Origin of the sequence: Mesorhizobium wenxiniae (assembly GCF_002284535.1) — a bacterium.
Classification (GTDB): domain Bacteria; phylum Pseudomonadota; class Alphaproteobacteria; order Rhizobiales; family Rhizobiaceae; genus Mesorhizobium; species Mesorhizobium wenxiniae.
In genome coordinates this window covers 216,229-241,876 of the sequence record NZ_NPKH01000035.1, presented here as the reverse complement: position 1 = coordinate 241,876, position 25,648 = coordinate 216,229, and the positions used below count along the sequence as shown (strand labels likewise).

General features: G+C 60.4%; 22 protein-coding genes and 2 pseudogenes. 12 read left to right on the top strand and 12 right to left on the bottom strand.

Translation table 11 applies throughout. The features are described 5' to 3' along the window. Nucleotides 1–197: 197 nt before the first annotated feature. Nucleotides 198–1,109, bottom strand: a complete 912-nt coding sequence (locus CIT31_RS28485) for a Crp/Fnr family transcriptional regulator (protein WP_245316491.1) — start codon at nucleotides 1,107–1,109, stop codon at nucleotides 198–200. Nucleotides 1,110–1,438: 329 nt separating this feature from the next. Between CIT31_RS28485 and CIT31_RS35480 the strand changes: the two genes are divergently transcribed. Then, nucleotides 1,439–1,687 (top strand): DUF6074 family protein, encoded by a 249-nt coding sequence (locus CIT31_RS35480; RefSeq protein WP_095486077.1) that lies wholly within the window; start codon nucleotides 1,439–1,441, stop codon nucleotides 1,685–1,687. Between the two features lie 364 nt (nucleotides 1,688–2,051). Here the strand turns inward: CIT31_RS35480 and CIT31_RS28475 are convergent, their stop codons facing one another. The 6 genes and pseudogenes from CIT31_RS28475 to panB all read right to left on the bottom strand — a co-directional run bounded on the left by CIT31_RS28475 (nucleotide 2,052) and on the right by panB (nucleotide 5,334). Next, on the bottom strand, nucleotides 2,052–2,684 hold the full coding sequence (locus tag CIT31_RS28475; RefSeq protein WP_095486082.1) for an acyl-homoserine-lactone synthase: 633 nt from the start codon (nucleotides 2,682–2,684) through the stop codon (nucleotides 2,052–2,054). A 92-nt stretch (nucleotides 2,685–2,776) separates the two neighbouring features. Further along, nucleotides 2,777–2,980 carry a helix-turn-helix domain-containing protein gene (locus CIT31_RS35950; protein WP_287324222.1) on the bottom strand — a complete coding sequence of 68 codons (204 nt, stop codon included), beginning with the start codon at nucleotides 2,978–2,980 and terminating at the stop codon, nucleotides 2,777–2,779. Beyond that, nucleotides 2,974–3,141, bottom strand: a complete 168-nt coding sequence (locus CIT31_RS35945; RefSeq protein WP_342586961.1) for a hypothetical protein — start codon at nucleotides 3,139–3,141, stop codon at nucleotides 2,974–2,976. The genes CIT31_RS35950 and CIT31_RS35945 overlap by 7 nt, the downstream gene beginning before the upstream one ends. A gap of 2 nt (nucleotides 3,142–3,143) precedes the next feature. Further along, nucleotides 3,144–3,494 carry an autoinducer binding domain-containing protein gene (locus tag CIT31_RS35940; RefSeq protein WP_342586960.1) on the bottom strand — a complete coding sequence of 117 codons (351 nt, stop codon included), beginning with the start codon at nucleotides 3,492–3,494 and terminating at the stop codon, nucleotides 3,144–3,146. A gap of 99 nt (nucleotides 3,495–3,593) precedes the next feature. Continuing rightward, nucleotides 3,594–4,502, bottom strand: coding sequence for a pantoate--beta-alanine ligase (gene panC, locus CIT31_RS28465; protein WP_095521263.1), 909 nt, complete (start codon nucleotides 4,500–4,502; stop codon nucleotides 3,594–3,596). Continuing rightward, nucleotides 4,499–5,334 (bottom strand): annotated as a pseudogene (gene panB / locus CIT31_RS28460) (3-methyl-2-oxobutanoate hydroxymethyltransferase). Before panB ends, panC begins: the two are co-directional and overlap by 4 nt. 171 nt (nucleotides 5,335–5,505) lie before the next feature. Between panB and CIT31_RS28455 the strand changes: the two are divergent. The 10 genes from CIT31_RS28455 to CIT31_RS28410 all read left to right on the top strand — a co-directional run bounded on the left by CIT31_RS28455 (nucleotide 5,506) and on the right by CIT31_RS28410 (nucleotide 16,929). Further along, a complete protein-coding gene (locus CIT31_RS28455) occupies nucleotides 5,506–6,468 on the top strand; it encodes an NUDIX hydrolase (RefSeq protein WP_095521262.1) in 963 nt (320 codons plus the stop codon). A gap of 62 nt (nucleotides 6,469–6,530) precedes the next feature. Further along, on the top strand, nucleotides 6,531–7,505 hold the full coding sequence (gene nadA, locus CIT31_RS28450) for a quinolinate synthase NadA (RefSeq protein ID WP_029354894.1): 975 nt from the start codon (nucleotides 6,531–6,533) through the stop codon (nucleotides 7,503–7,505). Then, nucleotides 7,502–9,043, top strand: a complete 1,542-nt coding sequence (locus CIT31_RS28445) for an L-aspartate oxidase (RefSeq protein ID WP_029354892.1) — start codon at nucleotides 7,502–7,504, stop codon at nucleotides 9,041–9,043. The genes nadA and CIT31_RS28445 overlap by 4 nt, the downstream gene beginning before the upstream one ends. Before the next feature lie 4 nt (nucleotides 9,044–9,047). Continuing rightward, nucleotides 9,048–9,926 carry a carboxylating nicotinate-nucleotide diphosphorylase gene (nadC, locus tag CIT31_RS28440; RefSeq protein ID WP_029354890.1) on the top strand — a complete coding sequence of 293 codons (879 nt, stop codon included), beginning with the start codon at nucleotides 9,048–9,050 and terminating at the stop codon, nucleotides 9,924–9,926. 207 nt (nucleotides 9,927–10,133) lie between these two features. Beyond that, nucleotides 10,134–11,102, top strand: coding sequence for a biotin synthase BioB (gene bioB / locus CIT31_RS28435; protein WP_236370746.1), 969 nt, complete (start codon nucleotides 10,134–10,136; stop codon nucleotides 11,100–11,102). After that, a complete protein-coding gene (locus CIT31_RS28430) occupies nucleotides 11,099–12,235 on the top strand; it encodes an 8-amino-7-oxononanoate synthase (RefSeq protein ID WP_029354886.1) in 1,137 nt (378 codons plus the stop codon). Before bioB ends, CIT31_RS28430 begins: the two co-directional genes overlap by 4 nt. Continuing rightward, on the top strand, nucleotides 12,232–12,867 hold the full coding sequence (gene bioD, locus CIT31_RS28425; RefSeq protein WP_095521261.1) for a dethiobiotin synthase: 636 nt from the start codon (nucleotides 12,232–12,234) through the stop codon (nucleotides 12,865–12,867). The genes CIT31_RS28430 and bioD overlap by 4 nt, the downstream gene beginning before the upstream one ends. Further along, complete coding sequence (locus tag CIT31_RS28420) at nucleotides 12,867–14,132, top strand: adenosylmethionine--8-amino-7-oxononanoate transaminase (protein ID WP_091595819.1); 1,266 nt, start codon at nucleotides 12,867–12,869, stop codon at nucleotides 14,130–14,132. The genes bioD and CIT31_RS28420 overlap by 1 nt, the downstream gene beginning before the upstream one ends. Beyond that, nucleotides 14,129–15,112 (top strand): beta-ketoacyl-ACP synthase III, encoded by a 984-nt coding sequence (locus CIT31_RS28415; RefSeq protein ID WP_091595821.1) that lies wholly within the window; start codon nucleotides 14,129–14,131, stop codon nucleotides 15,110–15,112. The genes CIT31_RS28420 and CIT31_RS28415 overlap by 4 nt, the downstream gene beginning before the upstream one ends. 173 nt (nucleotides 15,113–15,285) lie before the next feature. Then, nucleotides 15,286–16,929: an MFS transporter gene (locus tag CIT31_RS28410; protein ID WP_095521260.1), complete on the top strand. Its 1,644-nt coding sequence runs from the start codon at nucleotides 15,286–15,288 to the stop codon at nucleotides 16,927–16,929. 231 nt (nucleotides 16,930–17,160) lie between these two features. On the opposite strand, the pseudogene hemN reads toward CIT31_RS28410, so the two are convergent. Next, a pseudogene (gene hemN / locus CIT31_RS28405) lies at nucleotides 17,161–18,488 on the bottom strand (oxygen-independent coproporphyrinogen III oxidase). A 495-nt stretch (nucleotides 18,489–18,983) separates the two neighbouring features. Beyond that, nucleotides 18,984–19,340, bottom strand: coding sequence for a hypothetical protein (locus CIT31_RS28400; RefSeq protein ID WP_091595902.1), 357 nt, complete (start codon nucleotides 19,338–19,340; stop codon nucleotides 18,984–18,986). 682 nt (nucleotides 19,341–20,022) lie between these two features. On the opposite strand from CIT31_RS28400, the gene CIT31_RS28395 reads away from it, so the two are divergent. Next, the gene (locus CIT31_RS28395; protein WP_095521259.1) at nucleotides 20,023–21,162 is read left to right on the top strand and encodes a porin; all 1,140 of its coding nucleotides are present in this window, start codon (nucleotides 20,023–20,025) and stop codon (nucleotides 21,160–21,162) included. 488 nt (nucleotides 21,163–21,650) lie between these two features. On the opposite strand, the gene CIT31_RS28390 is transcribed toward CIT31_RS28395, so the two are convergent. The 3 genes from CIT31_RS28390 to CIT31_RS28380 all read right to left on the bottom strand — a co-directional run bounded on the left by CIT31_RS28390 (nucleotide 21,651) and on the right by CIT31_RS28380 (nucleotide 25,601). Next, complete coding sequence (locus CIT31_RS28390; protein WP_091595825.1) at nucleotides 21,651–23,522, bottom strand: acyltransferase family protein; 1,872 nt, start codon at nucleotides 23,520–23,522, stop codon at nucleotides 21,651–21,653. Nucleotides 23,523–23,606: 84 nt separating this feature from the next. After that, nucleotides 23,607–24,167 (bottom strand): CpaD family pilus assembly lipoprotein, encoded by a 561-nt coding sequence (locus tag CIT31_RS28385; RefSeq protein ID WP_236473720.1) that lies wholly within the window; start codon nucleotides 24,165–24,167, stop codon nucleotides 23,607–23,609. Between the two features lie 12 nt (nucleotides 24,168–24,179). Then, a complete protein-coding gene (locus CIT31_RS28380; RefSeq protein ID WP_051695798.1) occupies nucleotides 24,180–25,601 on the bottom strand; it encodes a type II and III secretion system protein family protein in 1,422 nt (473 codons plus the stop codon). Nucleotides 25,602–25,648 lie beyond the last annotated feature (47 nt).

Below are 25,648 nucleotides of genomic sequence, written 5' to 3'. Positions count from 1 at the left end.
TCGCGATCGGTCGCTTTGCACGCCGGCATAAGCGTTCGAATGGCGCGGATCGCCTGGGCGGTGGAGAGGAACCGGGCCTTGCCTCTGGACAGAACATAGGCTTCGGCGGCTTTTTCACCCGCCTCCCTGAAACTCTGACTGACACGATCTAGGACGGGAGTTCGGCAGCCTTCAAGCCTATGTCCGATACCGGACAATCAGGCAGCGGTGGCCAGGCCGAAATAACGTTGCTCCTCCTCGCCGTAAGCGCCATGCGTGAGTTCCATCAATCCGACGCGGTCGATAATCGTGACCTCGCCGCGCTTGGCACGGACAAGTCCTCGATATTCAAGCATTTGCAGGGCCGTGGTGACCCCGGGACGGCGGGCGCCGAGCATGGTCGCCAGAAATTCATGCGTCAGGTAGATCTTGTCTCCGTCAGAGCGGTCATGGATCATCAGCAACCAGCGGGCCAGCCGTTCCTCGATTTTGGAGTGGCCATTGACCAGTGCCGTCCGGGACGACTGGACAAGGAACGCGTGGGCATAGTCCAGCACTGACGTGCGCAGCGACGGGCTTTCCGCAACCGCAGGACGAATGATTTCAACCGGCAGGCGCCAGCCATTGCCTGCGACCTGGATATAGGTCTCGTTGGAAGAGCTGTCCTGTCCGAGAATGAGGGCAATTCCTGTCATCCCGTCATATCCGATAATGCCGACTTCACATTGCCGTCCGCCGGTCATGGTGGCGACCACCGAGGCGATGCCCCTCTCGGGAAAATATCCATTCCTGATCGGCTGATGCGCGATCAGCAACTGAGCCTTGATGTCCAGTTCGACGCGATGCAGCGATGGTCGCAACAGCGCGAAGTCCTCCGGCGAAAGGGATTTCAGCACCGGGTTGCGAAAAAGGGATTCGGGCAAGGCTCTCTCCCATGCGGGCAAGAGCGCGTACCTCTTACTGTCGGCTGCATCCGAAGTAACTGACGGCCGATGCCAAAGCATAGGGTTGGAAACGCGCGATTGCAAAGCCCTGTCGGGGCAGTGCAGCCATGCCAGAAGTCGCGCGGCCTTACGATAGGCGCGGATGGCATGATTCCCTTCTGCGGCCACCAAGAACGGCTCGGGCACGCTTTAATCATTCATACACAAGCTCGCAGGAATGTAAGCGGCGGAACAGTCGGGTGATTCGTGCCGCCCTGCCCTTTCAGAAATCAAGTCATTGGACGTCAATTCGGGCTGGAACGCCTCGTCGCGGAACGGCACAGGAAACGCAGCCGGATCAGCAATGGTGGTTCACCTTATGTGCGGTCCGGATGTGCGGTCCGGCGGCTCATCGCCCAATGGCTTGTCGAGGGGAAGTGGAACTCGTCATGTCGCCGCGAACCGTCACCGCGCTAGCGCGGCGCTTTTGAAGACGCCGGTGTTTTCTTTGTGGAACTGAAACTGTGAGGTGATTGATGCATCACTCAAACATTTGCGTATTTCCGCTGCATCGGCGACGCACATTGGTCGAAAGTATCGCCCAGGCCCTCGAGACCAAGAACGGCGAGGCGGCGAGTGCGTTCTGGCGCTGTGCTGCCAAGAAAATGCTCATTCAATTGTCCGATGTAGGAATTGCGCCAGAGTTCGCTGCGCAGGAGGTTGGAAGCCTTCTTCATGCGGTCTTGGACGATATGGCCAACCGAACGGTAATGCACATAGCATAGGCTTGGGCGCTGTTGGATCGCGCGTCAGCTCGGGTCCTTATCGGGGGACTGCTCCGACTGGCCGACGGTCCGGCCAAACCGGCATACCGGCAAAGGTTTGAGGTTGGGATCGCTCACGGCGGCCGGTCCAATATTCCAAGGCGACCTCAGAAGCCACATTGGCTTCTTTCCAAGCGGACGGGCGCCATTTTGGCGTGCTCACGCTGGACTGCGGGTTGCGCCTACGGAAATCCGAAGTCCGGCCGCGCGAGTCGATCGACCGGAACAGTCGAATGCTCGTGGGGCCGGGTCCGCTCAGCTTGACGGCGGGCGGTGGCGGCCGTGAGCAGACTTAACCCAGGTCACGGCTGAGCATCCGCAGGCGCTATGCCGATTGGATGAGAACTGGTTGCCACAACACCGGCCCGTTCAGGCGTCCCCTCCAGCGGATGCGCAAGAGACTGGCGTAGGAAATCTCGAGGAAGCCGGCGACTGCCTCGGTGTTGCCGACCTGCTGGGGCTGTCCGATACGTGACAACGGCCAGGTCGCGAGACGAAGGATCCTTTCGATGCGCGTATCTGTCACCGTTACGATCCCGGAGAGATTGTTGGCCAAGCCGAATTCGATGATGCCCGCGAAGAGCTCGTAGGTTGCTTGTGCCAGGCCGCCAGCAGCCTTCGGCGCTGTCGCAGGGAGATCGAGCGCGAAACGACTACTCTCCCAGATATCGGCACTCGCAGGGACCACCATCTCATCCAGCAGCGCCGGAAACGTATCGCGCAACATAGTCGGTCCGGTGGTCGGCAAAAGGCGGACGCAGCCGCAAGTTCGCCAATCGGACCCCTTGAGAAGTAGGTAGACGGGGTTCAGGCTGTCAAACGGGTCCGTTTCCATTTCGCCTTCGGTCTGCACTTCCCAATCGAGCCGCTTCTTGAAAACCCGATACCTAAGCCCGTGCATTTCCCTGAGTTCGCTCGCGAACTCGGCGTAGCAGTCGGGTGTTATCAGCTGCATCATTGTCGTCTCCGTGCGGGATGTGTCCACGCAATCGAAGGGCAAAGCCGTCATGAATGCAGCCTGTAGACCTTTACAGCTAGCCTTGGAGAGGATCAGGATCTCGCCCGAGCAGCCATCCGCACTATGGCCTGGTTGATGGTTCGCACGCCAAGCTTCGCCTTGGCGTTTTCCTGATGGAAGGTCACGGTGCGTTTCGAGACACCGAGAATCTGGCTGATATCCCAGGCCGACTTGCCGCACGCCGCCCATTTCAGGCACTCGAACTCCCGCGGGGTGAGCGTTATGCCATCTACCACGCAATCTTCGGCGAGCCTGCGCCGGGCATGGATATAACGTTGATCGCAACCAACTGCATTGCTTTTTCGTAGCGCGTCAGCGACCTCAAAAGTGGCGGATGCGCCTCGTTGGAGGCGAAGGTCAGTGCGGCGAACCGGCCGCGATGATCATGCATCGACATGGTCAGTCCGCCGCGAATGCCGAACTCAGCTGCTTTTCCAGGACTTCCTGCTGCGAGGTCGGCAAATAACGGTGATCGCGGTCCACACCCCAGTCGAAGGTATCCCAGCCTCGCAGTCCCCGCAGGATCACGGGATCCACGCTGTGGTAGCGCAGTTGCAGGTAATGTGATGTCCATGATGATGGATAATTCGAGATCAATCGCGGCGTGTCGCCGGAAGCGGATGGGTAGGTGAAATAAGCGAAGAACGGAAAGTCGAACCCGGCTGCGGCGGACGCCATTGCCTCATGGAGATCGACGGCATCGACGCTTGCAGAGAGTTGCTCGACCAAGGTTTCAAATACGCGATGCATCTGCGCTTTGCGTACCTCGCGGAGGTTGCTGGAAGCCGGGCGGAGACGTGGTTCTAAATGATGGCCTGTCCCTGCAGGGCGTACGACGCGCCGCCGTCATCACCGCAATTGCTGTGCTGCTTCCGATTGGAGAGAGCTCCGCGCACCTGACCAACTACCGATGGGTGATATTGCGACGTTATCGATGAGCCGCGTGTCGCCAAGCCAAGCCGCAGCAAGCAAGCGTGCCGGTCGGTCAAGGCTTGCTAACGATTGCAGGTCTGTTTCTCCGCGAAGCTCCAGGTATTCGAGCTCGCGATAGCCGGCAGCCAGAATTGTTGCACGCGCTTCATCAAGCGTAGGCAGGATGGGAGAGCCGCGTGCAAGCCGCTCGGCCGTATCGAGCAGGACCGATGCTAGTTTTGGGGCAATGGCGCGTTGGGCTGGGGAGAGCCGCACGTTACGCGACGATAGCGCAAGACCATCGGCTTCGCGGACTGTCGGACAGGGCACAATAGTGATCGGAATGTCGAGGTCCCGGACCAAGCGCCTGACAAGCTGAAGTTGCTGAAAATCCTTTTCGCCAAAAAAGGCGAAGTCAGCGCCGGCCTGCAGGAAGAGCTTGGCCACGACCGTCGCCACGCCATTGAAATGGCCGGGCCGGAATGCGCCGCACAGGCATTCGCTGATGCCGGACACTGAAACGACCGTGGCGAAGCCCGCCGGGTACATTTCCTCTGCGTCCGGCACATAGAGCAGATGCGTGCCCAGCGGCGCGAGCTTGGCAGCATCTTCGCTTTCCGTCCGAGGATAGGCAATCAGGTCGGCGGGGCTGTTGAACTGCTTGGGGTTTACGAACAGCGTCACGATCACCCGCTCGGCCCTTTCAAGCGCCTTCCGCACAAGGCTCAGATGCCCGTCGTGCAAGGCTCCCATGGTCGGCACAATACCGATCGTGGCACCCGAGCGACGCCATTGCGCAACGACGGCGCGCAGCTCGCTCACGGTTCGAGCGATCGCCACGCTCATGTGAAGTCTCCGGCCTTCAAGGCGTTGACATAGAGATGTTCGACCGCCGGAAAGTGCCGGTTCCGCACATCGGTGGCGTAAGCGGCGATTGCCGCCTCAGCCTGCTCACCGAGCTCGGCATAGCGTTTGACGAACTTCGGCCGAAATGAGGTGAAGAGCCCGAGCATATCGTCGCTCACCAGAATCTGGCCGTCGCAAGCTGGCGAGGCACCGATGCCGATGGTGGGTATGTCGATATCGGCGGTTATCTGCCGTGCAAGCTGCTCCGGTATCTTTTCGAGCACCAAGGAGAAGGCGCCCGCCTCGGTTACCGCCCTGGCGTCGCGCCTGATCCGCTCTGCATCGGCTCCCCGGCCCTGCACACGATAGCCTCCGAACGTGTTTACCGCCTGCGGCGTCAGCCCCACATGGGCCATGACAGGTACGCCGCGCGCGGTAAGGAAGCGGATGGTTTCCGCGATGGTCTCGCCGCCCTCGAGCTTCACCGCTGAACAACCGGTCTCACCCATCACGCGCGCAGCGTTGCCGAAAGCGTGCTCTGGGCTTTCCTCGTAGGAACCGAAGGGCAGGTCGACGACCATCAGCGCGTGTTCAAGGCCGCGGCGAACGGCCTGTCCGTGCATGATCATCATGTCGAGCGTGACGCCCAGCGTCGACGACAGGCCGTGCAGCACCATGCCGACGCTGTCGCCGACAAGAACGATGTCGCAGTGGCGATCGAGTAGCCTCGCGACCGGCGTGGTGTAGGCCGTCAAGCATACAAGTGGCGTTTGGCCTTTTCGCTTCGAATATCTGGAGGGTTAATCCCTTTTATCTCACCAGCCGCGCTCAACCGACGCCCCCTTCCCTTACGTTACCAACAGCGGGGTCGCGTTTGGCATATTTTTGTGCGACTGCGAAGAGCTAAAAACAGTGCTTGAGTAGTACGGTGTTGACGTGCTGGCTGCCAAGGGTACATTCAATCGATTAAGGCGCTCCGTTGGGCCAACCCACTTTCGCAAACATGGATCCTCAGACAAGAAGAACCAAGAAAGGCAAAGCCGCCGTCAAAGCTGACGAAGCCAAAGTGGACCTGACTGCCGTCGTGGTCGCCGTTAACGACAGTGAGCCCTGTGTCCTCACCGTCGGTCATGCGGACACCCTCCCTTCTGGACCTTTTGCGCTTGAGCATCGATCGCTGCAGTCGGGTTTGAGGGGGTGGGTGGAGCAGCAGACTGGCCATGCACTGGGATACATCGAGCAACTCTACACCTTCGCCGATCGCGATCGCATCGGCACTGAGCGCCACCAGCGCGTCATCTCAATCAGCTATCTCGCATTGACCAGGAAGGAACAGGCAACGAACTTGACCGCGTGCGGCTGGCAAAGTTGGTACGAATATTTTCCCTGGGAGGACCACCGCTTCGGCACGCCGCCTGTGCTGCTCGATAGATTGCGGCCCCGCCTGATTGAGTGGGCCGGCAGCGCCAGCGAGCCGACCACTCAACGCGAGCGCCGGCAGCGCGCTGCGATAGCCTTCGGCTTCGACGACCGCCATTGGAACGAGGAACTCACGCTCCAACGCTACGAGTTGCTCTATGAAGCTGCTCTGATTGAAGAGGCCGGTGGCGGCAGGGACGCGATTGCGGCCGCGGCTGGCAAACCAATGGTCGCTGACCACCGTCGCATTCTGGCAACCGGGATTGCGCGGCTGCGTTCGAAGATCAAATACCGGCCGGTCGTGTTCGAGCTTATGCGGCCTTCCTTCACGCTGCTGCAACTGCAGCGAACCGTGGAAGCTCTGGCTGGCAGGCTCATCAACAAGCCCAACTTCCGGAGACTGGTCGAGCAGCAGGATCTTGTTGAGGAGACTGGGGAGACCTCCCTCGACACGGGCGGCCGACCGGCGAAGCTTTATCGCTTCCGCCATGCCGTTCTCGACGACAGGGCTATCGCCGGGACAAAATTACCGCTGGCGCGGGCTTGACATACTTATAGTCAAGGTAGACATATTCCCTTATTGTCAAACCGAATATAATCGAGGCGTCAATGGCTGGGGCGTTACCTATGGCTGCGTCCCTGTATGAGCGTGTCCGGCGGGTGATCCCTCCCGTTGAATGGCTCGCGTTCGCCGGCGATATTGAAGCCATCTTAGCGCTGAAGCGTGAGCGCAATGCGGTGGTGCTGGCGCACAATTACCAGACGCCCGAAATTTTTCATTGCGTGGCAGACATCGTCGGCGACAGCCTGGCGTTGGCCCACAAGGCGGTGACGGTCGACGCCGACATCATCGTGGTTGCCGGCGTTCATTTCATGGCCGAGACGGCAAAACTGCTCAATCCGAACAAGACCGTGCTCATCCCGGATCTCAGCGCCGGCTGCTCGCTGGCCGAATCGATCACGGCAGACGACGTGCGGTTAATGCGGCTGCGGTATCCGGGGGTCCCCGTTGTTACTTACGTCAACACATCGGCCGCCGTAAAAGCGGAGTCCGACATCTGCTGCACGTCCGGCAACGCGAAGGCGGTGGTGGAATCGCTTGGCGTGGCGCGTGTGCTGATGCTGCCGGACGAATATCTGGCGAGGAACGTGGCAGCCGATACAGACGTCGAGATCATCGCCTGGAAAGGCCATTGCGAGGTGCATGAGCGCTTCACCGCAGCAGACATTCGGGAACTGCGCGATGCCCATCCAGGCGTCATCGTGCTGGCCCATCCAGAATGCCCACCAGACGTTGTCGCGGAGGCGGAGTTCTCCGGCTCGACCGCAGCGATGTCGGATTATGTCGAGCGGGAGAAACCGACGCGTGTCGTCCTTCTGACCGAATGTTCGATGAGCGACAACGTCGCGGTCGCGCATCCCGACGTCGAGTTCGTTCGCCCATGCAACCTGTGCCCGCACATGAAGCGCATCAACCTGGCCAACATTCGCGCCGCGCTCGAGCAGAACCGGCATGAGGTCCGGATTGATCCGGAAATTGCCGGCCCCGCCCGCCGCGCGGTCGAGCGCATGCTTTCCCTATGAGCCTGGAGGTTCGCGACATCGCCGGGGCGCCGGTCGTCATCGGCGGCGGCATTGCCGGCCTGATGACGGCGCTTCATCTGGCGCCGGAACCGGTCGTGCTTTTGACCAACGCGCCGCTTGGAACCGGAGCCTGCAGTGAGCTTGCCCAGGGCGGTCTTGCGGCAAGTCTCGGCGGCGACGACGGCCCGGATTTTCACCTTTGCGACACGATAGCTGCCGGCGACGGACTCTGCGACGAGGCCACGGTGCGGCGAGTGGTCCGAGCTGCACCCGAAGCGATTAGGACGATCCAAAGGTTCGGCGTCGCCTTCGACCAGCACCCTGACCGCGCGTTGCGACTTGGGCTCGAGGCGGCACACTCGCGACGGCGGATTGTGCATGCAGCCGGCGACGCCACCGGTCGCGAGTTGGTGCGCGTGCTCATCGCCGCGGTTCGGCGTACAGCCTCGATCACCACTATCGAAAATGTGGAGGTCCGCCGGCTGGTCGTGCAGGACGGGTCGGTCATCGCCGTGGTCGCCGCAGGACGAGCCGGCGCGCTCGCTCTGCCCACGCGTCGCGCGGTGCTGGCGACCGGCGGCGTCGGCGGGCTGTTTTGCGATACGACAAACCCCGCTGGCTCATGGGGTCACGGGCTGGCGCTCGCCGCATGGGCGGGGGCGGAACTCGCCGACTTGGAATTCATACAGTTCCATCCAACTGCGCTCGACGGTCCGCGCCGGCCGATGCCGCTGGTGAGCGAAGCCGTGCGTGGCGAAGGCGCGGTGCTCATCGATGAGCGAGGAGAGCGCTTCCTCGCTGACACACCTGGCGGTGAACTTGCGCCTCGCGACGTCGTCGCGCGCGCCATTTGGCACCAGCTTGCCGTTGGACGCCGCGTATTCCTGGATGCACGGCAAAGTCTCGGCCCGAGATTTGGCAAGCGTTTTCCAGGCATCGCCGAATTGTGCCGGAGCGCAGGGGTCGACCCCGCGACCGACCCGATCCCGGTGCGCCCGGCGGCACATTATCACATGGGCGGCGTCGCCGTAGACAGCGCCGGCCGCAGCTCCATCGAGGGATTGTGGGCCTGCGGTGAGGTCGCCTGTACCGGCCTGCACGGCGCCAACCGCCTGGCCAGCAACTCGCTCACCGAAGCGGCGGTCACCGCGAGCTGGGTTGCCGAAAGCGTTGCCGGCACGTCGTATACCCGGCGACCGCGCAGATGCTCCACATTCGTCCCTCCACGACCAGACGCTTCCGCGGTCCGCCCAATTGTCTCCGCCGCCCTGGGTATCATCCGCGACGGCGAGGCAATGCGCGAAGCGGTGGCGACCCTGCTGCCGATCGCAGCTGACAATGTCGCTGCCTCTGGTCCGGCTTTGGTCTCACTGATGATCGCCGTGGCGGCCCTGGGGCGGGAAGAGAGTCGAGGCGCGCACTGTCGGTCCGATTTCCCGCTCCACGATGCCGACGCGCGCCCATCACGGCTGACACTGCACAGCGCAATGCGGGCCGCGGCCGCACTCGATTGCCGGGCTACCATACGGAGCACCTGATGTGATTTCATTCTCCCCCCTCCCCGCGACCCTGATCGAACCGATTGTGCGCGGTGCGCTCCTCGAAGACCTGGGCAGATGCGGCGACCTGACCAGCGATGCGGTTATCCCGCATGATTGCACTGCCACGTTGGTGCTCAAATCGAGGCAGGCGGGCGTCGTTGCCGGGCTCGATCTGGTCTCGTACGCCTTCCTGCTCGTGGAACCGGCGATCAACATCCAGATCTGGCGCCCTGATGGCAGCGATGTCGGGGCCGGGGAAACCATTGCAAGATTGTCCGGACCCGCGCGAGGCCTGCTCACGGCCGAACGCACTGCCCTCAATTTCTTGTGCCGGCTGAGCGGCATTGCCACTGCCACAGCGGCGATGGTTGAGGCCGTGCGCGGTCACAAGGCGAGGATCGTATCGACGCGAAAGACGACGCCCGGCCTGCGGGTATTGGAAAAATACGCCGTGCGCGTCGGCGGCGGTGCCAATCACCGCTTCGGCCTCGATGACGGCGTGCTCATAAAGGACAATCACATCGCGATCGCCGGCGATATCCGCACAGCAATAGAGCGGGCGCGCGCCGCCGCAGGGCATATGGTGAAGGTCGAGGTTGAGGTCGACACGCTGAAGCAGCTCGATGCAGCGCTCGCGATTGGTGTTGACGCGGTGCTGCTCGACAATATGTCGGTCGAGGATCTTGCCCGCGCGGTTTCTATAGTGGGTGGCCGTACGATCACCGAGGCTTCCGGTCGGGTGACGCCGAAAACGGCGGCGGCGATTGCGGCGACCGGTGTCGATCTCATCTCCATGGGATGGCTGACGCACAGCGCCCCGATCCTCGACATCGGCCTGGACATGCCGGACCACCAGAACATCTGCAAGCATTTGAACTGAGGATTACGGCATGAGGAGCAACATCAGCTCGGCAGGCGTAGGAAGGCGGTGGAAAGACGTGCCGCAGCTCGCCTTTTAGCGAGTGCGCTCCAAAGCCAAGTCGGACCGAGCTTGCCGGTCGACAGACTCCTGAAGGCGTACCGGACTAGCAACAAAGGTTTGACGATGACGGTTGGAATGAACTCGGAGTTCGACGTGAACCAGACCATGCAATCGGTCGATGGAACGCCTCCGCGATGGAACCGCAAAGAGGCTGAGGCCATCTACGGCATGCCATTCAACGATCTGCTGTTCCTAGCTCAGACGATCCACCGCCAGAACTTCGATCGAAACCGAGTGCAGCTGTCGCGGCTCCTTAGCATCAAGACCGGCGGCTGCCCCGAAGATTGCGGCTATTGCAGCCAGTCTGCGCATTACGAAACCGGGGTGAAGGCGTCGAAGCTGATGAACGTCAAGCATGTCATCGACGAAGCGGCCAAGGCGCGTGATGGCGGCGCAACGCGCTATTGCATGGGCGCAGCGTGGCGAAGTCCCAAGGAGCGCGACATGGACGTTGTGGTCGCCATGATCGAGGGCGTCAAGGCGCTCGGCATGGAGACCTGCATGACGCTCGGCATGCTCGATCTTGAGCAAGCTGCTCGCCTGAAGCAGGCCGGTCTCGACTACTATAACCACAACATCGATACCTCTGAGCGCTACTATGGCGAGGTTATTTCAACCAGGACTTTTGCCGACCGGCTGGAAACGCTTGGGCACGTGCGCGCGGTTGGGATGAAAGTCTGCTGCGGCGGCATCGTCGGGATGGGAGAAGAAAAGACCGATCGCATCGACATGCTGGTCACGCTCGCGAACCTGCCCGAGCCGCCGGAAAGCGTGCCGATCAACATGCTTATTCCCATCGAAGGCACGCCGCTTGCCGCGGCCGACGCCATCGATCCGATCGATTTCGTCCGCATCGTTGCGCTCGCGCGGGTGATGATGCCGAAATCCTGTGTAAGGCTGTCCGCCGGCAGGACGGCGATGAGCGACGAAACGCAGGCGTTGTGCTTCTTTGCCGGCGCTAACTCGATCTTTGTCGGCGACACGCTGCTGACGGCGGACAATCCCGGCGAGGACAAGGATAGCCTTCTGTTCCAGCGTCTCGGCATCGAGCCGATGGAACTCGCCACGCAATGAACGAGGCAATTCTTGCCCGCTATGACGCATCCTTGCGCGGACTGGCGCGCAAGGACCGGTTGCGGACGCTCGCACCGCGCGCCGGTCTCGACTTCTCGTCGAACGACTATCTCGGACTTGCCGCCTCCAAAAGACTTGGCGAAGCGGTTGCGGCGGCGATTGCGCGGGGCACGCCGGTTGGCGCCACCGGGTCGCGGCTGTTGCGCGGCAACGCACCGGAACATGAGCAACTGGAGGCGGACGCCGCGGCATTCTTCGGCGCCGACCGTGCGCTGTTCTTTGGCAGCGGCTACATCGCCAACTTCGCCCTGTTGACCGCGCTGCCGCAGAAAGGCGACCTGCTGGTCCTCGACGAACTCGCCCATGCCAGCATGCATGAGGGCGCGCAGGCCGGGCGCGCCGAGTTCAAGCTGGCCGCGCACAACGACGTCGACGCTGTCGAGGACGCAATCACCCGCTGGCGCGCCGAAGGCGGCACGGGGCGCGTGTGGATCGCCGTCGAAAGCCTTTACAGCATGGATGGCGACCGCGCGCCGATGGAGAGCCTGGTCGCGATGGCCGATCGGCACCAGGCATTCATCGTCGTCGATGAAGCGCATGCCACCGGCATCTGGGGACCGGACGGCCGGGGACTGGCCGCCGCGTGCCAAGGCCGCGACAACATCGTCACGCTCCACTCATGCGGCAAGGCGCTCGGCGCATCCGGTGCACTCGTCACCGGGCCGAGGACACTGTGCGATTATCTCGTCAACCGGTGCCGGCCGTTCATCTACGCCACCGCGCCCTCGCCGCTGATGGCGGTCGCGGCGCGCGAAGCGCTGACTATTCTGTCCGACGAGCCCATGCGCCGCGCTCAGCTGCAGGAACGCGTTGCCTGCGCCGGCCGCCAATTGGCCGAGCGCTGCGGCGTCGTACCCAGCGGCTCGCAGATCCAGCCATTTGTCATCGGCGTTGGGCGCACCATGGCGGTGGCGGCGGCCCTGCAGGCACGCGGCTTCGACATACGCGGCATACGTCCGCCGACGGTGCCCGAGGGCACATCGCGCCTGCGCATTTCGCTGACGCTCAACGTCGACGAGACCGACATTTCCGCCATGGTCGAGGCTCTCGTTGAGGTGTTGGCCACAGCATGACCAAACGCATCGTCGTCACCGGAACAGACACCGAAATTGGCAAGACAGTATTTTCGGCCGGACTTGCCGGGCTGCTCGACGGCTTCTACTGGAAGCCGGTGCAATCGGGCCTCGACGAGGAGACTGACAGCGAGGTCGTCGCCCGGCTTTCCGGCTTGCCCGACGGACGCGTGCTGCCCGAAGTCTATCGACTGACGATGCCGCTGTCGCCGCATCGATCAGCCGAAATCGACGGCGTCGCGATCGAGGCCGACGATCTTTCATTTCCGGTCCTGCCGACACCGCTCGTCATCGAAGGCGCCGGCGGGCTGATGGTGCCGCTCAATCGACAGACAAGGTTCATTGACATATTCGAACAATGGCGGCTGCCGGTCATACTGTGCGCCCGCACCGCGCTCGGCACCATCAATCATACGCTGTTGTCGATCGAGGCCCTGAGAGCCCGCTCCATCCCGCTCATCGGCATTGCCTTCATGGGCGAAGAGGTGGCCGATACGCAAAGGACAATCGTGGAATTCGGCGGCGTGCCGCAGCTCGGCAGGCTGCCGCACCTCGGTCCGCTGACGGGTGAAACGTTGAGAGATGCAATGATTTCCGGCTTCGACCTGGCCATGATTGCCGGAGGCGACTGATGGCGCAGTCTCGAGTCTGGCATCCGTTCACGCAGCACGCGCTAGAGCCCTCGATCCCTGAAATCGTGCTGACTGAAGGCGCCTATCTCCACAAGGCCGACGGCTCCCGCATCCTGGATGCGATTTCTTCCTGGTGGGTCGTCACTCATGGCCACCGCCACCCCCGCATCATGAAGGCCATCGAGACGACCGCGTCGAACCTCGACCAGATCATCTTCGCGGGCTTCACCCACGAGCCGGCCGAGCGCCTGGCCGAGGCGCTTGTCGGCCTCGCACCCGCCGGCCTTGACCGGGTGTTCTATTCCGACAGTGGCTCGACCTCAATCGAAGTCGCGCTGAAGATGGCGCTCGGCTATTTCCGCAACATCGGCGCGCCGCGTTCGCGCATCGTCGTCATGGAGCACAGCTATCATGGTGACACGATCGGGGCGATGAGCGTCGGCGCCCGTGGCGTGTTCAACGCCGCCTACGAGCCCTTGCTGTTCGAGGTCGACACCATCCCCTTCCCGGCCGCCGGGCGCGAGCAGGAAACGCTGGATCGGTTCGAGGCACTCTCCCGCGACCGGCGCGCCGCCGCGCTGATCGTCGAGCCGCTCGTGCTCGGCGCCGGCGGCATGCTCATGTATCCGGCCTGGGTTCTGACCGAATTGAAGAGGATCACTGAGGCCGCCGGCACGCTGCTGATCGCCGATGAAGTGATGACCGGCTGGGGGCGCACCGGAACCATGTTCGCCTGCGAACAGGCGTCCGTCTCGCCGGACATCCTGTGCACCTCGAAAGGTCTGACCGGTGGTACCATCCCGCTGGCCGCCACGATCGCCACCGATGCCATCTTCCAGGCTCACTATTCCGAGGATCGCAAGAAGACGTTTTTCCATTCGAGCTCCTACACCGCCAATCCGATTGCATGCGCGGCGGCACTTGCCAATGTCGAGATCTGGCACGACGAGCCGGTGGCCGATCGGATCGCGGCCTTGAGCGAGCGACAGGCCGCCGGGCTTCGACGCTTTCGCGACAACCCTCGCTTCACCGATTGCCGGACAACCGGCACCATCGCGGCACTCGACCTACGCACCGGCTCAGCCGGTTATCTGGCCGAGATCGGGCCAAAACTGCGCGCTTTTTTTCTTGAGCGCGGCCTGCTCGTGCGCCCGCTCGGCAATGTCCTGTACCTTCTGCCGCCCTATTGCATTACCGGCAACGAGTTGGATGGGCTCTATGACGCCATCGAGGAGGCCGGCGAACGCTTCGGCTCAAAGCCATGAGCCGATCATCGCGCATTCTCGGGCTTGGCCATCATGCGCCCGCGCGCAAGGTGGAGAATCCGGAAATCGAAGATCGTCTCGGGCTTGAACCCGGCTGGATCGAGCGGCGCACCGGGATACGGTCGCGCTTCTGGGCAGCGGACGAAGACACGCTGTCGGCCCTTGCCGCGCACGCCGGCGACATGGCGCTGACCAATGCCGGTATCGACCGCGGCGACATCGGCCTGCTGTTGCTCGCTACCTCCACACCCGATCATCTTCTGCCGCCAAGCGCGCCCCTGGTCGCACATCGGCTGGGACTAGGTCGCGCCGGCGCGATCGACCTGACCGGCGCTTGCGCCGGCTTCATCTATGCGCTGATGTTCGCCGACGGGTTCACTCGCCTGCATGGCAAAGCGAGCCTTGTCATTGCCGCCAACATCCTCAGCCGCCGCATCAATCCGGCCGAGCGCGCCAGCGCCGTGCTGTTTGCCGATGCCGCCGGCGCGGTGGTGATCGGTCCGTGCGATGACCCGGATCGAGGCATTCTCGGCGCTTCGGTGGATTCGGACGGCTCGCGTTACGGGCTGATCCAGATTCCTGCCGGTGGAAGCAACAATCCGTTCCATGGCGGCCTCGACCTCGAGCAGACCCGGATGACGATCACCGATGGCCGCGAAGTGTTCGCCAAGGCCGTGGAGATGATGACCGCCTGCTCGAGAGACGCGCTCACTGCTGCCCGACTGAGGCCGCAAGACCTCGATCGTTTCGTGCCGCATCAGGCCAATGCTCGCATTTTCGACGCGGTCGGCAGGAACCTCGGCATCACAGATCACTCGATGGTCAAGACGATCGCCGAATATGGCAACTCTTCCGCCGCGACGATCCCGCTCTCGTTGTCGCTCGCCCATCGGGCGCAGCCGTTTCGGCCTGGCGAGAAAGTCCTCTTGGCGGCAGCGGGTGCGGGTCTCAGCGGCGGCGCGCTTGTCGTGGGAATTTAGCAAAGCAACGCTTGCGCATAGGACTGCTCATGAATGAGACTATGAGAATGGCTCAATACGCAAATAGTCGCCGGCAAGCTCCATAGAGCTGGGTTCCGTGCGGTGCTCCGCGATGTCTAAGTATCGACCCACTTGCTCAAATCGCAGCGCTCATCGAAGGCCAGCAAAACCTCATGCAGAGCGAAAATCCTCAACCGCCCGTTTCAAAGACGCTCGCCCCATTTCGAAACAAGGTGTTTCGCTCAATTTGGACGGCCACCCAGATTTCCAGCCTCGGTTGGCTAGTGCAAACGGTCGCCATCAGTTGGCTTATGGCAACGATTTCAGCGTCCGACCTTATGGTGGCTCTCGTCCAGGCCGCATCCACACTGCCGGTGTTCTTCCTCTCAGTTTTCGCCGGAGCCATTGCCGACAACTTCAGCCGCCGGTGGGTGATGTTTGCGGGACACTGCCTGATAGCATGGGCGTCGATGACGCTGATGATTTCTGTGGGTCTGGGATTTGTCAGTCCTTGGCTGATTCTCGGGTTAGGTTTCCTGGCCGGCTGCGGCTTTGCCTTGAATGATCCGGCCTGGCACGCTTCGGTCGGCGATATCCTTCACAAACGCGACATTCCGGCCGCAGTGACGCTTATGTCCGTCGGATACAACATTGTGCGCAGCGTTGGTCCGGCCTTAGGGGGCGTGATCCTGGCCGTCTTTGGGCCGCTGGCCGCTTTCGCCTTGGCTGCGGTGAGTGATCTGGCGCCTATAAGCGCGATATGGCGCACCAAATGGGAGGTCCGCTCTTCGCCTCTCCCTCGTGAGAGAATGACGACGGCAATTCATGACGGAGTGCGCTTTACGGCGATGTCTTTGGAGATCAGGGCAGCGACCGCCCGAGCAGCTCTTTTCGGATTGGCAAGCATCTCCATTCTGGCGTTGCTCCCTCTCGTCGTCCGGGATCAGTTGAAGAGTGGGCCAATTGTCTACGGTATCTTATTGGCCGGCTTCGGCATGGGTGCTTTCATCGCGGGCATGGGCAACGGCTTCTTGAGGAAGGTCACGTCTCAAAACAGGCTGGTGGCCTTCGCCTCTGTGGCTTGTGCAGTCTGTTGCCTCTCCCTTGCCCTGACATCGTCGGTTCCTGTGGCGGCCATTTCGCTGGCGCTCGGCGGAGCGGGTTGGCTTATCACCTGGACGGGCATTGACGTGTCGGTGCAGTTGGCAAGCCCAAGGTGGGTTGTAGGCCGCACGCTCTCCATTTACTACGCCTTGAGCGCAGGCGGTATGGCTGCTGGCAGCTGGATCTGGGGTTCTGTCGCGCAAAACTATTCCTTGACCTCAGCATTGGAGGGCGCCGCGGGCGCTCTGTTGCTGGTTGCAGCAGCGGGGATCGTGTTGCCGGTCCGTCCCTGGGAAGAAACGGATCAAGAAAGTTCAGTTTTTCATCCGCCGGACGTGGCTCTCGATCTGAAACCCAGAAGTGGCCCTATCGTGGCCAAGGTCGAGTATTTGATATCGGAGGAAAATATCGAGGCCTTTCTGGGCTACATGCGCACGCGGCGACACGTCCAGAGCCGTGCCGGTGCACGAAACTGGACGCTCCAGCGAAATCTGCAAACACCGTCACTTTGGACGGAGACATTCCGCACCCCCACCTGGATGGACTTTCTCCGCCTAAATCATCGACTCACCGCAGCAGATAAGGAAGTCGGCCAGCATCTCCTGTCACTGCATGAAGGAGAGGTGCCTCCGCAGACAGTGCTTTCGATTGAACGAACGACCGAGGCAATTCGTACCCGTACCTCGACAATCTTTTCTCGTCCTCCAAGATGACGCCATCAAGCTGCTATCCAGGGACAGGGTGGATCACCGGTGCTTTGCAGAGCACAGCCTCACGCCGAGAGCAGCGTGCTCCGAGTTGTGCGATCGAGCGCACCCAGGCGAGATGATGATGAACGCGGCGTCAAGTGGAAGTCCCCTGCATGCGCTTGCGGAGTCTTCTGCGAGAGCCCATGCCGACGAGCGCCAAACAAGGTCTGATGCCTTCGGAGTCGTGGCCTCAACTCATCGATTCGCGAGAAAAGCATCGAATGCAGCAGCAACGGCGCGAACAACAAAGCGGTGCTCCGGCCGCACGCGGATGAAGCCGTTTTCGACGTCCACGATCCCCTCCTCAGCCAGCGTCACCAAACGCTCAACTGAATCGAGAAAACGAGCTGGTTCGATTTCGTGGGCGGCACAGATGGTCGGCACGTCGGCCTCCAAATCGCACATCAGTCGCTCGATGATTGCTGCGCGCACCCGGTCATCGTCGGTCAGCCGGTGGCCCTTTGATGTCGCCAGACGTCCACTTGCGATGTGCCGGGCGTAAGAATCCCGTGTTACTTCGTTCTGAACGTACCCCTCGCCGACTCGGCCAACAGCCGACGCGCCGAAGCCGATCACGGTTTTGCAAGTATCGGCCGAGTATCCCAGCGAATTACGCCGCAGGCGCCCGGTCTTCTGCGCTAGCGCGAGTTCGTCGTCCGGCAGAGCGAAATGATCGAGCCCGATCTCCCGGTAGCCGGCGCCAACCAGTGTCTCGGCGACAGCTGCAGCCTGTTCGGCGCGAACATCGCCGTCCGGTAGACCTGCCTGCTCGATTAGGCGCTGATTCTTTATCACGGAAGGAATATGCGCGTAGCCGAACACCGCAAACCGGTTGGGGCGCATGGCGACCGCAGCCATCGCGGTCTGGATGCAGGACTGCACAGTCTGTTTCGGGAGACCGAAGATGAGATCGAAGTTGATATGGCCAACGCCATGCCGGCGGAGATTTTCGACGGCAGCGGCCGTCTGCACCTTACTCTGGATCCGATTGATCGCCTTTTGCACATCGGGATCAAAGCTCTGCACGCCGATGCTCGCGCGGTTGACACCGGTAGCTGCCAAGGCTTCGGCCATTTCCGGTGTGAACGTTCGGGGATCGACTCCACGGCGATCGCAGCAGTTTTGCTGAAAGCGAAGTGGCGGCGTAGAAATTCCATCAGCGCTAAGTGCTCGGCTGGCCCGATAAGGTGAGGCGTTCCGCCGCCGAAATGCACATCGCTCACCGGCAGCCCTTGCCGCGCTTGCTCCGACACCAAACTGATCTCCTGACGCAGCACCGCCAAATAATTAAGGATCGGGCCGTTGCGACGGGTGACGGCGGTAGGGAAGCCGCAATACCAGCACATGGATCGGCAAAACGGAATGTGGAAATAGAGCGACACCGATTCGTCGGCCGGGAGGCCCCCCAGCCATTCCTCATAATCGTCAGCACCAACCGCCGCAGAGAAGTCTGGCACAGTCGGATAGATGGTATACCAAGGCGGCCGGGGGTCCCGGTACTTTGTCAGGATTGAGGTGTGCAAGGAGCTGTCGTCCCACGTCGCTGATCCATCATTCTTTCGTTGCGCGCTCGTCCTGTCTCTGACCTAAGTCAGTGCGTCCCGCTTTCTCCGCGTTTTCAAGGCGGAGGCGGCGATGTCGCAGTCTCGCTTGGAGAGGACGGTATCAACCGAGCGCGCGTGCCATGGTCCGCCTGAGGTGATGGTGCGGTGCCGCATTCAACGTTTGAGTACGTGACGCCGATGCAGTGTGCTTGAGGCGTCTGCGGAAGAACTTTGCAATGCGAAATTCATGTCCGACGCCAAACGTCGCAACGCACCTGTCAAGCCTCGTTCAGACGCCATCCAGGTCCAGCCAGCGGCCTTCCCTGCCGGCCGAAAAACCATACCGGCTTTAGCCACCGAGACGCTCTAAAGCTGACGTCCGCTCATTTGATGAAAGGAAGGCGCCGCTAGGGGGTGCACAAGGCTCCCCAGCTTGACGTCGCTTCGAGCGATGAGCGGCGGTGTGGCTTGTCGTCAAGCGCCGGGCAGCGTGCCCCCTACCGATATCCCGAAAAGATCGACCAAGATCGCCATCCCGACGCCACACGCGGTCTGGATGAGGCCGACCATGAAAATGCGATTGGCGCGTTCGTAGATGGGGCGGCGCAAGGAACTCATGTCGAGCAGCATGGACAGCGCTCTCATCTGCAGTGCGATGCCGAGCAGGATCGGCACTACGGCGAACAGATCGTAGAGTTGCCATGGCAAGGGGTTCGCCGCCCAATGAGTGAGGAAGCCGAGCGAAAAGGCAAGCAGGATACCCACGGCAGTGATTGTGCCGTTGCGGAAAATGGTCTCGATCAGTTCTTCCTTCGGATCGTGCTCGTCCAAGCGGCTTCCTTTCGTTGCTCTTTCCGTCGAGACTAAGTTCTCGAGAATGCTGTTCATCGCCAATTACTCGAGGCGAGCCCTAGGCAACCGTTTCAGGGTGCGATCCCTTCTCGCTATCGGCCGCGCAATGTACCTGCACGGCGAACTTACAGCGGCGAAAAGGTGCTTCGGCCACCATGCGACACATCGGACGTGGACGCCCTCTGTTCCTGGCGCAGCCCTTGCGGACCGCACGCGCGCAGTAATCCTTCTCGGTAGCGCATGAAGCGGCCTCCGTTGCGGTCAGACGGGAAGCCGTCGCTGTTAAACGAGACTGTCACATATCGAACATGGCGAACCGTGTCGCACATTGCTTTTCGCAGTGACCCTCAAAAAAAGTGATTCCAGCGAGACGAAGGCGCGTCGGCCCAATTTTGGTGTCGGCCGCATCTACGCTTCAGGTTGGCATGTCGCTTGCTGCTCTATTCCGAGGCTGCAGCGGTCTGACCGGAGTGTTTCACATATAAACGATAATGAATCTCCTAGAAGAAAACACTATTCTAAGTACATGTGGCTTTTACGCTGGATAACCTCCCATGTCAAGCGCTTTTACGTCCACAAATTGGAGACAACACGCACAAAATTTAGAGTAAAGCTTGCTCTTACGCCTCTATCCTTTTTATTCCTTCATGGAGATCTAGACATGTACATCAAGATTCGTCTTCTCGGCTTAACTGCTCTGATCGCCGCCTCCGTCGTTCGAGCAGCTGGCGCCGAGCGGGAACCGGCCGAGTACATCAAGATCTGCGACGTCCTCGGCTCGGGGTATTTCTATATTCCCAACACCGAGACCTGCCTGCGCATCGGCGGCTATGTCCGTTATGATATCGGCCTGGGTGATGTCCGATCGTATGACAGCGCAAGAACCTCGGATGTGAGAACTGGCGAGGACCAAGGCACTTGGCGAAACAACACACGCTTCACGTTCAAAACTTGGAGCGGCCAGCAGACCGAGCTCGGCGCGTTGACGACCTATACCGAAACCCACGTGAATTTTGGCAATAGCGCTAACTCGCGTGACAGTCCTCAGAACTATGGTTTCAACAGCGGCCTCGCACTGGCTTCTGCCTGGGTCGAGCTGGGGGGCCTGCGAGTTGGCAAGGACGGGTCGGCCTTCGATACGTTTGTAAGCTACGCTGGCAACGTTCTCGATAGTATGCTCGTTCGGTCGGCCGGCTTCGACACCAACGTGGCTCAGTACTACTTCGACGCCGGCAACGGCATTTCGACCGTGATTTCGCTCGAACAAGGATCGGGCTCAGCCGGTACTATCGACAGCTATATTCCGCACGTTGTCGCCGGCTTGAAATACACGCAAGGCTGGGGCTCGATCACCGGCGTCGCGGCTTATGACAGCAACTACGAAGCTTTGGCCGGCAAGATCCGTGTCGACGTCGCTGTCACAAACCAGCTGTCGCTGTTTGGACTGTTCGGCTACGGTTCCAATGGCAGTCTCAACGAGGACTCAAACGGCGCAATCGCCAATCATGTGCGCGGCTCGTACAAAATCTGGAACGGCCAGTGGGCTTTCTGGGCGGGCGCCACCTACGAGTTTGACGAGAAAACTTCGTTCAACTTTCAGGTCTCGAGTGATCAGCTCAAGAATTCTGGTTTGGCTGCAAACGTCGTCTATATGGTCGTTCCTGGCTTCACGGTCACAGCCGAGGTCGATTACGACCACTACGGCAACTTTGGCGTCGGCCCTGCCGACCCTACCACCGTCAAGGGCACGAGCAAGCCGAACAGCGTCGGCGGCATTCTCCGCTTCCAACGCTCATTTTGAAATCTCTCCAGCCGCGAGCATCTCTGGCAAAGGCACTTGCCTCGACAACGCACGCATAGAGAGCTTCTTTCGCCATCCTTGAAGTCTGCATCGACCGTCCACGGCCCATCGTACCAACTTGAGACTGAAAGGGGTGAGCCCTGTGTAATACAGCCTAGCCCTTGACCTGCCCAATGAACCGGCCAGGGGTGGTCAGTTCAAATTCGGGGCCGTTTAGAGGGCAGTGTGAGGCCGTGTCAGGTAAGTGCCACTGCTATGTCGGGACCGCGACACGCCTGTCGCTGTGATGGCTGGAATTGCCCTTCGCGGCGCCATTCATTCTCTCAACATTTACGTGATAATGCACGCTTAGTCCGATCCGCGTGGCAGCACCCATCCTAGGTCGCTATCGGGTGGCCTTAAACCTGAACAGCTCCATCGTCGCGGCTGCTGCCGAAGCAGGAGCAATCACAGGGACCCGCACTGGTGCTTGTCAGCCGTCTGACCCGCTACTTCGTCTTAGGAAGAGCATTGTCTTTGCCAAAAGCCGGCCAGTATTTCGAGATTGCCAGTGTGGCGCCGGCTGAAGAGAAATGACCATAGTCGAAATACATAAACTCTCCTCTGTCGGAATAGGGGCAGCGTCCTGCGCTGCACAGGAATTTCAGCGGATCGATGAATGTGGCGCCTTTGGTAAATGAGCGCACACGTTCGTTGATGCCGGGGTCCATCGCCATCGGCCAGGACGTATCGTCCAGATTTTGGCGCTTGGCGAAGAACGCAATTTTCCGGACGTCAGTTGGGAACTGCGGAGACTGGCCGATGACAAACACGCGCACGCCCAGGGCACGAAGCGTATCGATTGTTTGCTGAAGACCGTCGAAGCCTCTGACCTCATAGTCACTCCATTTACCGCTGAGGATAACCGTCTTGATGTCCGCTTCCAAGATGATGTCCAAGGCCTTGCGATTGAACCGGACACAATCAAGACGAGCGTAAGAGTAGTAAGAGAGTATCGGCGGGCAGCCGGCGTACGTATATTCCACGATGTTCGCCTGCAACCGATTTATGTTAGCACCCAGGCCGGAAACATAGTGCGCGGCGAAGGAGTCGCCCCACAAAAAAACCGTTGTTGGAAAACCGCGAGTGCGCGTGCAATCCTCCATATTCCAGCTTTCGATCCGGCTGGTGCCCTCGTTGAAACAGATGCCATTCCTCCAGTCCCCGACGGAAATGCGCCGCTGGACATAGTCCGGAAACCGTTGCGGAAAGCCGTTGCCGAGCGCCCCCGCCGCTCCGCCGGCACAAAGAACAACGATCGCGAGCGCTGAAAAGGCAAAGATAGGCCCCGGGGCGGTGAAGGCCCTCTTCTGTCGAAACGGCTGCTCTACAAACTTCCAGGAGAATGCAGCCAATGCGAGGCTTGCTACCAACATCGCACCGGTCATCAAAGGATCGAGTTTTTGGAACGAAAGATAATGCGCGAACGCATTGAGCGGCCAGTGAACAAGATACAAAGAATACGAGATGAGCCCAATCCAGACCAGCGGCCGGACTTCGAGCATGCGGCTGGCGACCGTCGAGGGGGAATTTTGGCCAACATAGATCAGAAGGGCCGTTCCGATGCATGGATACAAGGCGTTGTAGCCTGGGAACGGGTCGCTCTCCGAAAGCGCGAAGAACCCGATGGCGAGAAGGCCAAATCCGGCCAACCCCACCGACTCCATCAGGAATCTGTTGCCCAACGGCGGGGGGCGTTTGAGCATGAGCAGGGCGCCCAACATGAGTTCCCAGATTCGGGTCGGCAGCAGATAGAATCCGGCGGTGGGCGCCAGCGATGTCGCCATCACCGCCATTACGAAGCTGCAGAGAATTATCGGAAGAAGTGTCGTCAGCCAGCGCTTCCCGATGTAGCGATAGATTAGGAACATCAGGATTGGGGCGAAGATGTAGTACTGCTCCTCTACGGAAAGCGACCAGGTGTGCAACAGTGGTCGAAGCGCGGCATCGATCGAGAAGTAACTTGACGTTTTCCAGAAAAAAACGTTCGACCAGAAGGTCGAGGCAGCTATGATGCTAAGACCGAATTCGCGCAGATCCGATGGCAGAAGAATGAACAATGCGGCAATGCAGGTGAGAAGCATCACAAAGACGAGAGCCGGCAGAATGCGCCGGGCACGGCGCCAGTAGAAGTTGACGATCGAAAATTGGCCGCGTTCAAGGTCATCCAAGAGGCTTCCGCTGATCAGGTAGCCGGAGATGACGAAGAAGATATCGACCCCGCTAAAGCCACCCGGGATCGCCGAAATTCCGAAATGAAAGAGTACGACCGGAAGTACAGCAACAGCCCTAAGGCCCGCGATATCGCGCCTATATTGCATCCAGCGGTTCCTTTGATTTTAGATCAGGACGAGATTGGAAGCTTTCAATCTCCGGTAGGAGTGCTGCCAAGATAAGGGCCGGTATCAGCCACCTTTATCCGTCCCGAATGTTCTGTAAGTGGCAACTGGTACAGAAGCACGATCGCCATCGCCGGACTTGACGGCCTGATTGTCGAGCAGATCGCGCGGATCGTTGACCATCACGGCCAGGTTAAATCCTGTCGAACAACCAAGCGGCTGTTTGAAGGATTCTTCATTGGGTAAGGCACCATATGAGGGACAGACCGGCGGACGGGCGTGATAGACAATCGCCTCAATTCGCACTGAGCCGGCGTCGTGTTGATCGAGCAATTGAATGTTGTCTGCTTCGATTGCCAACTGCCTGGCCTGATGGGCTACCCCTGCGCTGAGCTGGGGCGAACCGCTGATGAGGAGGTGGAGGGCATCGAATCGGCCGCGACTGGCCTTGTTTAGGAAATCACGCAAACGCTGCCGTTCGGAAGCGCGCAGGCTTTGCAACGTCAGGAGGGTGGTCTCCTCTCGGACAAGCATTGATGCCGATGGTTCGACATCAACTGGCGTAGTGCTTGTGCAGCCACTTACGCTTGGTGCCAGAGCGACAAAGAGGACTATAAAACGCAACATCATTGGACGACACTATTCGATGATGAAGCCGAGACCGCCCTGGGCGCTTGGCGCGCCCGCACGGATAGCAGCGCGGTCTCGCGGGGGACTTGCCACGGAATTCGTCGGAGCGCCCCCTCCGTTCAAAGCCGGTGCCGCCCGCTCCGTAGGTGCGCTCATCTGGTTTGGGTTGGAGCCTGGTCTTACAATGTAAGGCGTAACTAGAATGACCAGTTCTGACTCCTCTTTTTGAAACGAGGACGAGCGAAAAAGCGGTCCCAGGATCGGCATTTCTCCGAGCCAGGGAAAGGCCCTGACATCATTGTTGACGTTCCGCCTGATTAGACCGCCGATTGCGAAGCTCTGCCCACTGGCGAGTTCGACGACCGTATCGGCTCGGCGCGTGGAAACTGCCGGCACGGAAATTCCGTTGATTTGCACGGCACCTTGCGTCGACAGTTCACTGACTTCGGGCGTTACGTGAATGTTGATTTGATTGTTGCTGAGAACTGTCGGCACAAATTCCAGACTGACGCCGAAGTGACGGAATTCAACCGATACCTGCCTGTTTTCCTGCAGGACAGGAATGGGAAATTCGCCGCCAGCTAGAAAGCTGGCTTTTTCACCCGACATAGCGGTGAGGTTCGGCTCAGCCAGGACGGAAGCTATATGCTCCTTGGCGAGCGCGTCGAGAACCGCGCTGACGTTGACGACACCGTTGTCGAATCCGATTTCTGCTGTACCGCCACCCTGGGTTGAACCAGATCCAGCGCTTGCACCGCTTCCGCTTAGAACGCCCACTTTGAAATTGCCGATTTGACCGAAGGCGGACAGGTTGACGCCAAGTGACTTCATGGCGCTGCGTGAGACTTCGGCTACGCGCACGCTGAGGTTAACTTGCAGGGATCCAGCGACCTTGATGTTGTTGACGACTTGCGCTCCGTCGCCCAGATATTGCTCAGTGACTCTTTTTGCGGTGTCGGCGACCTCTGCGTCGGGCGCCGTCCCGCTAAGGATTGCGCCGCGCGGCGTATAGTTGACGCGGATGGGATAGTCGCCGACCTGCTCCCGCAACATGGCGCGTAAATCCCCGATCGGTTGCGTGACAACGATACGCAATTCGGCGAGAGGCTCGCCGTTGCCGTCCAAGGCGAATAGGCTGGTCCGCCCCGATTTCTTGCCAAAGACGAAGATTGTTTTGCTCGATGGTGCCTGAAAATCCGCGATCGTCGGGTCAGCAACAAAGATGGTCGTGGCTGGCGCGGGCAGATGAACGGTCTCCCCGAGCGAAGAGGAAAGGGTCAGCGTGGCATTGATGCTATTCGAAGCCGCACGCGGCGCGCCTTTGTCCTGCTTGTTTTGCGCCGCGACACCAAGTGGGAAAGTCACAATAAGCGCGCAGAGGAGATGGCCCAGGTAACGGGGCACTGCAGGTCTCGGAACCTTGATGGCGATCGCCCGCCAATTGAGCGCAGGGCAAGGATGTTGAAGGATCAGCAAAA